This window comes from Roseibium album (genome assembly GCF_001404515.1).
In the GTDB taxonomy this organism is placed as follows: domain Bacteria; phylum Pseudomonadota; class Alphaproteobacteria; order Rhizobiales; family Stappiaceae; genus Roseibium; species Roseibium album.
Genome location: NZ_CXWE01000002.1, coordinates 744,286 through 756,906 on the forward strand (window position 1 = coordinate 744,286; position 12,621 = coordinate 756,906).

Annotated in this window: 12 protein-coding genes; 8 read left to right on the plus strand and 4 right to left on the minus strand. The window is 55.6% G+C overall.

Annotated features, from left to right (window positions below):
• Together LA5095_RS08665 and LA5095_RS08670 are read right to left on the minus strand one after the other, a co-directional pair.
• The gene (locus tag LA5095_RS08665) at positions 1 to 2,145 is read right to left on the minus strand and encodes an acetate--CoA ligase family protein (RefSeq protein ID WP_055113929.1); all 2,145 of its coding nucleotides are present in this window, start codon (positions 2,143 to 2,145) and stop codon (positions 1 to 3) included.
• Positions 2,146 to 2,164: 19 nt separating this feature from the next.
• On the minus strand, positions 2,165 to 2,947 hold the full coding sequence (locus LA5095_RS08670; RefSeq protein WP_055113931.1) for an enoyl-CoA hydratase/isomerase family protein: 783 nt from the start codon (positions 2,945 to 2,947) through the stop codon (positions 2,165 to 2,167).
• Positions 2,948 to 3,056: 109 nt separating this feature from the next.
• Here LA5095_RS08670 and LA5095_RS08675 point away from each other — a divergent pair, with 109 nt between their 5' ends.
• The 6 genes from LA5095_RS08675 to LA5095_RS08700 all read left to right on the plus strand — a co-directional run bounded on the left by LA5095_RS08675 (position 3,057) and on the right by LA5095_RS08700 (position 9,136).
• Positions 3,057 to 3,956: a MurR/RpiR family transcriptional regulator gene (locus tag LA5095_RS08675; RefSeq protein ID WP_055113933.1), complete on the plus strand. Its 900-nt coding sequence runs from the start codon at positions 3,057 to 3,059 to the stop codon at positions 3,954 to 3,956.
• Between the two features lie 356 nt (positions 3,957 to 4,312).
• A complete protein-coding gene (gene dctP / locus LA5095_RS08680) occupies positions 4,313 to 5,326 on the plus strand; it encodes a TRAP transporter substrate-binding protein DctP (RefSeq protein WP_055113935.1) in 1,014 nt (337 codons plus the stop codon).
• A gap of 73 nt (positions 5,327 to 5,399) precedes the next feature.
• Positions 5,400 to 5,954: a TRAP transporter small permease gene (locus tag LA5095_RS08685; RefSeq protein WP_208992596.1), complete on the plus strand. Its 555-nt coding sequence runs from the start codon at positions 5,400 to 5,402 to the stop codon at positions 5,952 to 5,954.
• Entirely contained in the window at positions 5,951 to 7,243 is a 1,293-nt protein-coding gene (locus tag LA5095_RS08690; protein WP_055113936.1) for a TRAP transporter large permease, read from the plus strand. Before LA5095_RS08685 ends, LA5095_RS08690 begins: the two co-directional genes overlap by 4 nt.
• Positions 7,244 to 7,379: 136 nt before the next feature.
• Positions 7,380 to 8,288 carry a MurR/RpiR family transcriptional regulator gene (locus tag LA5095_RS08695; RefSeq protein WP_158510358.1) on the plus strand — a complete coding sequence of 303 codons (909 nt, stop codon included), beginning with the start codon at positions 7,380 to 7,382 and terminating at the stop codon, positions 8,286 to 8,288.
• A 2-nt stretch (positions 8,289 to 8,290) separates the two neighbouring features.
• On the plus strand, positions 8,291 to 9,136 hold the full coding sequence (locus LA5095_RS08700; RefSeq protein WP_055113940.1) for a carbon-nitrogen hydrolase family protein: 846 nt from the start codon (positions 8,291 to 8,293) through the stop codon (positions 9,134 to 9,136).
• A gap of 78 nt (positions 9,137 to 9,214) precedes the next feature.
• Here LA5095_RS08700 and LA5095_RS08705 read toward each other — a convergent pair whose 3' ends face one another.
• Together LA5095_RS08705 and LA5095_RS08710 are read right to left on the minus strand one after the other, a co-directional pair.
• On the minus strand, positions 9,215 to 9,952 hold the full coding sequence (locus LA5095_RS08705) for a DUF1013 domain-containing protein (protein ID WP_055113942.1): 738 nt from the start codon (positions 9,950 to 9,952) through the stop codon (positions 9,215 to 9,217).
• Between the two features lie 155 nt (positions 9,953 to 10,107).
• Positions 10,108 to 11,112 carry an NAD(P)H-quinone oxidoreductase gene (locus tag LA5095_RS08710; protein ID WP_055113944.1) on the minus strand — a complete coding sequence of 335 codons (1,005 nt, stop codon included), beginning with the start codon at positions 11,110 to 11,112 and terminating at the stop codon, positions 10,108 to 10,110.
• Between the two features lie 147 nt (positions 11,113 to 11,259).
• Here LA5095_RS08710 and LA5095_RS08715 point away from each other — a divergent pair, with 147 nt between their 5' ends.
• Positions 11,260 to 11,454, plus strand: a complete 195-nt coding sequence (locus tag LA5095_RS08715) for a DUF1192 domain-containing protein (RefSeq protein WP_055113946.1) — start codon at positions 11,260 to 11,262, stop codon at positions 11,452 to 11,454.
• A gap of 415 nt (positions 11,455 to 11,869) precedes the next feature.
• Complete coding sequence (gene rcdA, locus LA5095_RS08720) at positions 11,870 to 12,412, plus strand: protease adaptor protein RcdA (protein WP_082442663.1); 543 nt, start codon at positions 11,870 to 11,872, stop codon at positions 12,410 to 12,412.
• The last annotated feature ends 209 nt before the right edge of the window (positions 12,413 to 12,621 follow it).

The window sequence follows — 12,621 nt, forward strand, 5'->3', positions numbered from 1 at the left end:
TCATTGTCCCTTTGAATTCAATATCATCCTGGCATCGACCACAGCATAACCGTCATGGCGCAGGATGACCGGGTTCAGGTCGATTTCCCTGATCTCCGGATGGGCAAGTGCCAGTTGGGAAATCTTCATCATCAGGTCGACAAGTGCGGTCTTGTCGACTGGCAGCGCACCCCGCACCCCCTCAAGGATCTTGCTCGATTGAATGTCATCGATCATGCTTTCGGCATCTGCCCGGCTCATAGGCAGGGCACGGAACGACACGTCTTTCAGAACTTCGACGAATATGCCGCCCAGACCGAACATCATGACGGGTCCGAACATGGCATCATGCACGACACCGATGATGACCTCGACACCTGAATCGGCCATCGGCGCAACAAGAACGCCGCGCAGGTCCGCCTCCGGATCATGGCCGCGCGCATTCGCCAGAATATCCTTGTAAGCACTGCGCAATTCGTCTTCACCGGAGATCTTCAGCCTGACGCCTCCGGCGTCGGATTTGTGCAGGATATCCTGGCTGACGATTTTCATGGCCATGGGCCCATTTCCTAGATCGACAGGCACCTGCTTGAGATCCGCTTCACATGTGGCGAGCATCTGGGGCGGAACCGAAACGCCATACTGAACGAGCAGGTCCTTGGCCTCATGCTCGTAAAACGCATCGCGACCTTCGCCAATGACCCCGGAAAGAATGGCCTTGCCTTGCTCTGTCGGACCATCGGGTACAATGAGAGGGGACAGGGCATTGCGTGTACGGGCACGGGCGTAGTCGATTAGCTCCGAGATGCAGCGCACGGCTGGTTCCGGCCAGACGAAAACAGGCACGCCTGCCTCCTTCAGCACTTCGATGGGTTTTGGCCGGACCGTGTTATAGACACTCTGCACAATCAGCGGCTTGCCGTATTTTTCTGGCAACTCGGCAAGGCGTTGCGAGGTTTCGATTTCATTGTCCAGCAGCGCGGGATTGAAGCGCTCGGCGAAGCCTCCGTACATCCCGATGATCATCAGGATATCGACATTGTCATCCGCAAGAATGATCTCGGCGCATTGCGCGCTGACCGAAGGATCATCGTCCGTGCCGCCGGCAACATCCACCGGGTTCACGCAGGATGCCGCCGTCGGCAGAACATTGTTCAGTTTTGCGACCGTCCCGGTAGACAGTTCCGCCAGCTCAACACCTGCATCAACCAGAGCATCGACCGTTATCGTCGCGTGGCCGCCGCCATCTGCAAGGATTGCAACCCGGCCGCCTTTTGGCACTGTCAGCTTTGAAAGGCCTTCGGCGATCGAAAGGATCTTGTCTGACTGCTCAACAACGGTGGCTCCGGCCTGGCGCAAAAGGTGCCGGGTCAGGTCGAAACTGGATGCGAGCGAGCCGGTGTGCGAACTGGCTGCAACCTGGCCTGCCTCGGTCCGACCGGACTTGTAGACAACCACCGGCTTCTTCTGTGTCACGTGGCGGCATGTGTCCAGGAATGCCCGGCCGTCCTGAAAGCCTTCCACGTAAAAAACCGATGCCTTGGTGTCGTTGTCTTCACCAAAATATTCCAGATATTCAGCCAGCGTCACGTCCAGCTGATTGCCGACACCAACATAAGAAGAAAAGCCGACACCGCCGCGCCGCTTTGCTTCGGTAACAAAGGCAAGCATCATGTTGCCGGACTGGGAGCAGATGCCGATATTGCCCGGTTCAACATCCTGAACGCCAACCATGTTCATCTTGTTTTGCAGGTTGAAAACGCCGTTGGTGTTCGGGCCGATGACACGCACATTGTTCTTGCGCGCAGCCTCCAAGGTCGCCTGCGCGATCGCTTCACCTTCCGCACCGATTTCCGAAAAACCTGCCGCCAGAATGACCGCTCCGGGGACGTTCTTCTGTCCGCATTGCTCAAGAATGGAAGGCAACGTTCTGGCCGGTGTGCAGATCAGCACGACATCGATCCGCTCCCTGACCGCCAGAATCGAGGGATAGGCCCCTATGCCGAGAATTTCGGTTTCTTTCGGGTTGATCGGAAAGATCCTGCCTTCATAACCGTCTGCGCGAAGCTTGCGGATTGCCTGATTTCCGCGCTTGGAAGGATCTTTCGAGGCACCGACAATCGCAACGGAGCGCGCCTTGAAGATGCTGTTGAGTGCATTGCTCATGAGAATTCGTCCTGCCCTGTTATCTGCCCTTGAAGACCGGCGCTCGCTTTTCGGCAAAGGCGTCGACACCTTCCCGCCAGTCCTCGGTCAACATGCAGGTGCGCAAGGCGTCCAGTTCGGTCACCAGACGCGAGCCATAGTCCCGCTGCGTGGCGTTCAGATTCTCTTTGGCGAAACGCATGGAAATTGGAGCTTTCGAGCCGATCTCAGCTGCAAATGATGCAACTCCCGCCTCAAATCCATCGTCGGGAAGCACCCTGGTGGCAAGGCCGATTTCGGCCGCCTCTTTGCCAGCGACGCGGCGGCCGGTCAGAATCAGCTCCCTGGCCTTTGACAGCCCGACCAGGCGCGGCAGGATTTCGGTCACGGCACCACCCACATGAGTCCCTATCGAGATCTCGGGAAAGCCGATTTGTGCGCTTTCCTTCATCAGGACGAAATCCGACGAACAGGACATTTCGGCCCCTGCCCCGAGCGCATATCCGTTCACACCGGCAATGATGATCTTGGGATGTCTGTAAATGCGCTCGCAGACATCGTTGCCGAGCTGCAAGTATTCAAGTTTCTCCAGCTCCGTGCGAACCCCCGCGCCATGTTCCTTGAGGTCCGCACCGACGCAAAACGCGCGTCCTTCTCCTGTCAGGACCACACAGCGCACGTCGATATCCTTTTCAGCATCGGTCAATGCCTCGAGGATCTCCGTGTAGAACTCAGTCACGACCGCGTTCAATCGATGGGGGCGATTGAAGCGAATTTCGGCCAGCGGGCCTGTCTTTCGATAGATGATGGTCTGGTATGGCATGACACCCTCCGTTCATTTCGGGCGTGACTTGCACCTATGTTACAAATATTCTCAATATAGAAATTAAAGAACATTTGTTCTTTCTTGAAATTGGAACGGAGAACCAAAGATGTCAGCCAACGAGAAAGCTGAAATCTGCAAGCGCCTGCTCAAGGATGTCGACAGACTGCCGCCGCGCCTCCGGTTGGCAGCGAAATACATTATCGACAATGCGAACGATTTCGGTCTCGACACGATCCGCATCTCGGCTGACAAGATCGGCATCAGCGCAAACTCTCTTGTACGCCTTGCCAATCATCTGGGGTTTGCCAGTTTTGAGGAGCTACGCGAACCGTTCCGCATCTCCCTGGTGGAACAATACGACAGAGCTTCAGGCGACGGCTGGATCGATCGGCTGTCGGAGGCTGGCGATTTCGGAGAATTTCACGCACGATCCGTGCGCAACGAAATCGACATCGTCAAACAGTCCCTCCGCCTGCTCACGATCGAAAAGACCGAGACCGCGGTGGACATGTTGATGAATGCCCGCAACGCCTACGTCACCGCAACGCGGGCAAGCTATGCGCTCGCCTATTACTTTCACTATGTGGGGCGCATGGCGCTTCCCAATCTCAACCTGATCCCCCGGCACATGGGCAGTCCGGTCGATGAGATGATGTCGGTCGGCAGGGAAGACGTTCTTATGGCGATAACTTTTCCGCCTTACAGCGCTGATACAATCAGTGCCTTGAGGCTGGCCAAGCGCAATGGCACACGGGTCATCCTGATTTCAGACAGTGAATTGATTGCACCCAACATTGACGCGGACCTGTTTCTCAAGGTGTCGCTGAACTCCCTTCACCATTTCAGTTGCTTTGCCGGTGCGATGGTCGTCCTGGAAAGCCTTTTGTTCCACCTGGTCAGCAGAGGTGGAACAGGGGCGCAGTCCCGAATTGCCGGCTACGAGGCCATTCGAGAGGATTTCGGCGCCTACTGGCAGGCCAAACTGCCAAAAGTGCGGCGGACCTGATCGGGTTTACCCAAGTCAACTTGCGACAATCCCGGCGTCTTTGGCGTCGGCCTGTCGCACGGGTCTTTGCTCTGGCAGCACCCGGGTCCTTCCGGAATTTTCGCAAGAAATTGCAGGCATTCTCAAGTTCTGGTGGGTGGATCCGGCCGCTGATCGCATCAGAGACAATTGGACGTGCCTGCAGTTATTTTAACAAATGTAACAAAAATTAATAAAAGAGTTGCATTTGTAATATTTTTGACGTTACGCTCCTGACCAATCACGCGCGCCCTCCCATCAGGTCGGGCTGCCGTGAGGATCTTTGCATCGCAGGCCCGAAACATCGGTCGTGATGAGCCTGCGCAAGGGAGGAAACCATGCTCAAGTCACTGAAATTCGGAAAATTGTTTGCCGGCGCCACATTGGCGGGCGCTCTGACACTGTCTGCACTCGGCGCGGCATCGGCCGCTGACATACGCCTGAAATTCGCAGGAACGTTCCCGGTGGATCATCCGGGTACCAAAATGATGGAACAGATCAAGTCGGACATCGAAGCAGCCGATGTCGGCCTGAAAATGTCGGTTTTTCCGGCCAACCAGCTCGGTTCCGGTGAAGCCCTGATGGAAGACACCATCCGCGGCAACATCGATTTCACCGCTGCCTTCATCTATTCTCACAAGGACCCCCGGCTGGAATTCCTGTCGATGCCGTTTCTCGTCAACAATTTTGACGAGATGGACAGCGTCATGCGCAACATGGATTCCCGGTTCAACCAGATCCTGCAGGAACGCCTGAACGAGCTCGGCCTCGTCCTTCTGGCCAACAACCCGGAAGGATTCACCGGAATCGTTGCCAACAAGAAACCCGAAAACTGGAACACGCTCGACGCCAAGGAAATGAATATCCGTGTCTGGTCATCGAATGTGATCAAGGCGATGGTCGAAGGCATGGGTTATCAGGCAACCACCATGGCCTGGGGCGACATCTTTCCCGCCATACAGTCCGGCATCGTGGACGGCGCAATCTGCTGCACCAAATCAGCGACCTACTCGATTTTCGCGCAGTCCGACGTCGGCAAATATTATGTCCAGTACAATTCGGTTTCCGAACTGACGTCCTACTATGGGTCGCAGAAGACCTGGAACAAACTTAGCGACAAGCAGCGTGAGGTCGTACAGGCGGCATTCACGAAGGCGTCCGACGACTTCTTTGCCTACAACCGTTCCAATGATGCGGAGTTCGGCAAGAAACTCGAGGAAAAGGGCTATGAAATACTCGCCCTGGACGCAGAAGAACAGGCTGCAATGGCTTCCTGGGTCCGCGAAAACATCTGGCCGACCATGGTTGAGACCATCGGTCAGGAGACACTTGATCGCCTGACCTCGCAATAAGCAGCCGAACTGGCCGGTAGCCTGCGTTACCGGCCTCTTTTGTGTCCGGCAGTCTATGGGTGGAGGAAACCGGATGACTGAAATCGTTGACAGGTTGCCCGCAGTTGCTGCGACGCCCATGCGGCTGACCCTGAAGTTCATGCGCCTTTTCGTTGCCGCAGGTGGCCTGTTGATGGCTTTGACCTTCTTCGTCGTGGTTATCGTGCGATACGGCTTTTCCGGCAATCTTTTCGCCTACGAAGAATGGTTGCTGGCGATCAGTTTCTGGACATTCTTTCTCGGAGCTGCGCTTGCCGCTGAAAGGAAGTCGCATGTAAATGCCGACATTCTCGGTGTCGTACTTGGAAGATCCAGGCTTGCGTGGTGGCGGGGTCTGGCGGTTTACCTCATCGAATTCGTGATCGGCATATACATCGTCTACTGGTGTTACCTGGCGGTCGAAAGCGAAATTATCGCCTATCCGCTCTGGGAAAAGACAACCGCCCTCAAGATTCCGGCAGTGTTTCCAAGGACCGCCATTCTCGTCGGTTTCTTTTTCATGACCCTTTTCAACACCATTTACATGATCCTCCACATCATCGATGGCCCCGCCCGGTTTGAAACAGGTCGGCTGGAGGCCGGAAAATGATCATTCTTGGTAGCATCATCATCATTTGCGGCCTGCTCCTGCTCGGCGTGAGTGTCTATATCGCATTCGGAGCCGTTCTGCTCTTTCTCGCGATGACCGGCGGCCACGACATCACCGGATATCTCCCCGCCGGGTATTGGAAGATGAACACTCTGGTTCTTCTGGCCATTCCCTTGTTCATGATTGCCGGAGCGATCATGGAAAAAGGCAAGATCGCCGCGCCGCTCGTTGCGCTGGCAGAACTCTTCATCGGTCATATCAAGGGTGGGCTTTCGGCAGCGGCCGTCGTCGCCAGCGGCATATTCGGATCGATCTCCGGCAGCGCGAACGCGACGTTGACCTGTATCGGCGGCATCATGATGCCCCATCTGCGCAAGGCTAATTACCCCGAGGGTCTATCGGCGGCCCTGATCGTCAGCGCCAGCCCGCTTGGCCTGCTCATTCCGCCAAGTTCGTCGCACATTCTCTATGCATGGGTTGCGCAGCAGTCCGTGCTGAAGGCGTTCTTGTCGACCGTCTTTCCCGGGATCATTCTGATCGTTCTTCTGATCGTCACCAATCAGTTTGCCCTGCGCAAATACAAGGACATCAGGGTTACGGAACGGCCCACGGATTTCGTCCCGGAATTCAAGATCCAGACGCGCCAGGCCCTGCCCGCCCTGTTCATGCCCCTGATCATTCTGGGTGGTATCTACGGTGGCATCATGACACCCACGGAGGCAGCAGGTGTCGCGGTTATCTACTCCATACCGATTGCCATTTATGTCTACAGGGGTCTGACCTGGAAAAGCCTGATCAACACGCTTTCTGACGCCGGGATAACGATCGGTGTTGTCATGACAATGATCTTCATGGTCCTGATCGTCAGCCGGTTTCTCATTTTTGAGGACATTCCGACAATCGCCCGTGAAATGGTTTTCTCCGTTTCGGAAAATCCGATCATCATTTTGCTGATGGTCAATGTCGTCATGATCCTGATCGGCATGCTGATGGACGATATTTCGGGCCTGCTGTTGTCGACACCCCTGCTGCTTCCGATCGTGCAGAGCGTCGGCGTCGACCCGATTCATTTTGCGGCAATTCTGGGTGTGAACCTGGGTATGGCGAATGTGACACCACCAACCGCCCCGCTTCTCTATCTGGGAGCGCAAATTACAAATACACCGGTCAGCAAGATGCTGGGTCCGACCTTTCTGTTCATTTTCTGCGCCTGGTTGCCGACGCTCGTACTGACGACGTTCGTCCCGCAGCTTTCACTGTGGCTTCCGAACCTGCTGCTCAGCCGTTGATTGCAGAAGACAAGGGGGATTTCGAGATCAGTAGCCCGTCTCGTGATGTCCCGAACGGCTACAACTGTGAAAACTATTGCTCCGGCGAGTAACGAATGATCAGATCAGCGCCCCGTAAACAGGCAGGGAGATGAGTGTGCCAAAGGAGAAGTCGAGCGACATGAACGCGTATCTGGGTGTCAGTGAACGCCTGAAGGAGCTGTTTCCAGGCCTTCCGCGCGCGCTCAAGGTGGCAGCGACCTACATGCTTGAACATCCTGGCGACATTGCAACGCTGTCCATGCGCCAGGTTGCTTCCGGTGCCGGTGTCTCCCTTCCCAATTTTTCGCGTCTGGCAAAGGCACTGGGATACGAAACCTACGGGGAGCTGCGCGAGGTTTATCGCAAGCAGGTTCAGCAGAGCGACATCAAGGAATACCACTTGCGCGCTGAAAACCTGCAAAAGACAGGCAGCGATATCAGCACACGTGAAATATGGGAAGAATTCCGGTCTTCGACGCTGGACAACCTGACGGCAATATTCGAATCCATCGACCCGGATTATTTCGCCGGCGTTGCAAATGTTCTGAACGAAAGCCGTCAGATCTTTGTCGTCGGCATGCAGGCGTCTGCAAGTTTTTCCGCTTACACGCATTACCTCGCCGGTATGGCCAGTGGCAAGATCCGGCTAGTCCGGGGGGAAGGCGGCGTTTTTGCCGATCCGATTGCCGATATCGGTGAAGGCGACGTCATGATTTCAATCAGTCAGCAGCCCTGTGCCCGCGCGTCGATTGAACTTGCGATCCTGGCCAGGGAACGTGGTGCGAAGGTTGTCGCGATCACCGACAGTCCAGCCGCCCCCATTTCCTTTGAAGCCGATTATGTCCTGCTCGGACCCAATCGCAGTCCGTTGTTCTTTGAATCCTATGTCGGAACCACTGTTCTGATTGAAGCCCTGATCGGGTTTTTCACGATCGGCCAGTCCAGTCATGTGGTTGAACGCATTGAGCGCATCGAGGCAGACCGAATGCGCCTGAACGAATACTGGAAAAACAAGAAAGCCTGATAATGACATCTGACGAGACGCTCACCATTTTGGCTTGCCAGATCGATGTGCCGCCAACCGTGTCGGTGCAGGACCGTGATGCCCATCTTGCCAACACGGTTGCAAAGGTGCGCGCACGACTGGACGGGAGCGTTTCCGTTGATCTTGTTGTCCTGCCGGAGCTTTCCAGCATCGACTATTCCCGCGAGGCATTCGCCGGATTGAATGAATTGGCGGAACCCGTGGACGGAGCCTCCTTCGGCGCCTGGCGTCAACTGGCGCAGGAATTCAAGATTTACGTTTCATACGGCTTTGCACGCAGCGGCAAAGGCGGCCCTTTCATCAGTACCGGCGTCGTCGGACCGGACGGTGAGCTCGTGGGGTACTACGACAAGCTTCACCTTGCTCAATATGGCGCCTCGATGGAAAAAGAATACTTCCACCGCGGAAATCACCTTTTCGCCTTTGAGGTCAAAGGCTTCCGGTTGGCGCCGATCATCTGCTACGACATCCGCATTCCTGAACTGACCAGAACATTGGTCGTGGATCAGAATGTCGATGTGATCCTGCATTGCGGCGCTTATTATCGCGATGAGAGCTTTCACACCTGGCATGCCTTTGCTACCGCTCGGGCTCTGGAAAACCAGGTTTTTTTCCTGTCACTCAATCGGGCGGGAGAAACCTACGGCAACTCTCTGTTCTGCCTGCCATGGCAGGACGAAAAAACACCACCCTTGTCATTCGCGGAAAGATCGGAAGACTTTCAGGTCATCTCGCTTGACCGGAAAACCCTGCAAAAAGCAAGGCGTGACTATACGTTCCTAAAAGACCGGCTCGAACACTATCGAATTGATCTCATGAAAGCCTAGCCGCACGGCAATAAAATAACAAAAGACCGCCGGCTGGTGTCAGTCGGCGGCCAAAACAACACGAAATGGACAACCACCTTACTTGGTGTCGTCTTCGTCTTCCTCTTCGGTGTCATCGCCCTTCAGCGAATTCAGTTTGGCGAAGACTGCATCCGCATCGATTACTTCTTCCTCTTCGCGCTTCACCGGCTGGCTCGGATCGAGCGAGAAGGCTGCGGCGATTGCATCTTCGCTGGTGCTCTCGTCAACCGGCATCAGCGTCTCGACGGGTTCGCCGGCGACAGGCTGAGGTGCATTCTTCGCTGCCTTTTCAACTTCCATGTCCAGTTCAAGCTGGCTGCAGAGACCGAGAGTGACCGGGTCGGATGGCGTGAGATTTGCCGAATTCCAGTGAGTCCGGTCCCGGATCGCCGCGATCGTCGGCTTGGTCGTGCCGACCAGACGCATGATCTGCGCGTCCTTCATCTCCGGATGATTGCGCACCAGCCAGAGGATCGCATTCGGGCGGTCCTGACGGCGGGAAACCGGCGTGTAGCGCGGACCTTTGCGTTTGGATTCTGGAACTACCACCTTCGACCCTTGAAGTTTAAGCTGGTAGTTGGGATCGGTTTGAGCCTTTTCGACTTCTTCGCGTGACAATTGGCCTGTCAGGATCGGATCCAGGCCCTTGATGCCCTGGGCAGCTTCTCCATCGGCGATCGCCTTGACTTCCAGCGGATGCAGTTTGCAGAAAGCAGCGATCTGCGTGAAGCTGAGAGCCGTGTTGTCTACGAGCCAGACGGCGGTGGCCTTCGGCATAAGCGGCGTGTTCGCCATCGGGTAAATTCCTCTCGTGTGCTCCCCCGCCCGGCGGGGCGAAAAAGCGGTGATTCATTCCAGTTTCATGGGAAGTTCGCGGGAATATAAGCTGAACGTCGCGGAAACGCAAATGGTCTCCGGCGTTCAGCAATTCACGGCCGCGGGACCGACATTCAACCGTCGATCGTCAGGACGATTTTGCCAATATGTCCAGAGCTTTCCATCCGTCGATGTGCCTCGACGGCCTGCTCGAGCGGAAAGGTTGAATCCATAACCGGCTTAACTTTTCCCGCCTCGATCAGCGGCCAGACCCGTGCCTCCAGGTTTTCGGCGATAGCCGTCTTGAAGGCATCGCTGCGCGGCCGCAGCGTCGAGCCTGTATGTGTCAGGCGTTTGACCATCAAGCGGGAAAAATTGACGTTCTCGGCGATGCCGTTGAGCGTCGCGATCTGGCAGATCCGTCCCTCGACTGCCGCAGCCTTCCAGTTTCGTTCGACATAGTCTCCGCCAACCATGTCGAGAATGACATCGACGCCTTCTCCACCGGTGATCTCATGGACCGACTTTTCAAAAGCAGCTTCACGGTAATTGATGACGTGGTCCGCGCCGAGCTTGCGGACGGCATCTGCCTTTTCTTCCGAGCCGACCGTTGTGAAAACGACTGCGCCAAACGCCTTCGCCAATTGAATGGCTGTCGTACCGATCCCCGAGGTCCCGCCGTGTACCAGAAACCGTTCGCCTGTTCCAAGACCGCAACGATCGAACACATTGGTCCAGACAGTAAAGAAGGTTTCCGGCAACGCTGCAGCCTCGACCATGGACAGGCCTGCCGGGATCGGGAGTGCATGTCCAGCCGGGACCTTGCAGTATGCAGCGTAGCCTCCCCCCGGCGCGAGAGCCGTAACCTGGTCGCCGACCCTGTACCGCTGCACGTCGGCACCACAGGAGACCACCTCTCCGGCCACTTCCAGTCCGGGCAGGTCGGAGGCTCCCTTCGGTGGCGGATAGGCACCCTTGCGTTGCAGAACATCGGGACGATTGACACCGGCCGCGTGAACGCGGATCAGGATCTCATGCGGTTCGGGAACCGGAAGCGGTCGCTGCTCGGCCTGGAGAACATCCGGCTCGCCAGGTTCTGAAATTGCGACAGCGGTCATGTTTTCCGGCAAATTTTGCATAAAGACAATTTCTCCTGGTTCATTTTGGGACTGGCTAGGCGGTCCGAGACTGACATATGGTAAAGATGATGACAGCCTGTCTGCAAGAAAGATGGACGTGAAAGCCAGTGCCGGATTTGTACGCGTCATGCTTCAGGGATCGAGACAATGAGTATTTTTGATGAAGATGTCCCCAAAAAAAACGAAACCGGTAAGGTTATCGTCGGTGAAGATCTCTCCAGTTTGTCCGAAGACGAGCTTACCGAACGCATTTCCGCATTGAGCGAGGAAATTAACCGTACCCAAAGGGAACTTGAGCAACGCGGCACTATTCGCGATGCCGCAAACTCGGTTTTCCAATGATTTCCCTGTAAGTTATTACGAGATCACGAAATATCTTCAGAAAATGACCCCGTTCTTGGTGAACAGGTTTGGTAAATTTTTACGCGTTTACCTCTCATTAATCTTTCCAAAGTATAAAGAAAGTCATCCAGTCATCTGGATTTGAGTGGCTCCTGTCCACTCTGTTTGACGCCTCCCTGTTAAAGACTTCAGAGCCGCAACCGTGCGGCTCTTTTTTTTACTTCGCTCACATAGTATCGTAGGTACGTTCTGGTTAACTGCCGGACTGGGCAATTTGGCATAGGGCTTGCTCGGTAATTGGCATGAAGTCGCGCGACGTTCCGAAACGGGACATCTGTCAAAGGATGTTTCGTCCCGGGACAAAACAAGACAAAGGCGCGTCGTACCGGAAGAGTAGTTGAGGCGTAGTAATCCTATGACGGAAGACATGAAAAAAGCCGATGGTCCTGCAGGTGCGGTACACATTGCTCACCATCTCGCCAACTCGGACAACTTCCAGAACCTGTTTCAGGAAGGCATGTCGCTCGTGGAAGAGACAGCGATGTATCTTGACGGTGATGGCCGAGAGGAAGCCAAACTGCTTCCGCGCCCGGCGTCTCTCGCCTATGCAACGGAATCAATGCGCCTGACCACCCGCCTGATGCAGCTGGCTTCCTGGCTCCTTCTGCAACGCGCCGTCAACGAAGGCGAGATGTCCCGCGAACAGGCCGGCAGTGAAAAGAACAAGGTTCGCCTCGACAAACTCAGCAGCGCAACCGGTGGCCCTTCCTGGGATGAACTCCCGCAAACACTTCGCGAACTGATTGAACGTTCAACCCGGCTCCAGGAGCGCGTCGTCCATCTCGACAAGATGCTCTACCGTAAGGGACCCGAGGAAAAGGCCAGCGAAGCGATCAACGACAATCCGGTTGCTTCTCAACTCAACCAGCTGCATGCGGCCTTCGGCAAGCTCGGCTGATCCGGTACACCATTCAAGATCATGACAAGCCGCCAACGGGCGGCTTTTTCTTTTGTTGTCAGGCGGCATCGGGTTCTGAATTGTCGCGCCGGTCTCTTGAGAAGACACCTTGCCGCGCAACCGCTGCCAGGACTCCGATCCCGGGTCAGCCTCGGTCAGGCAAAGACCAGGTCCTGAAAACGGCGCCAGAACAAACTGCGCGTGTCACA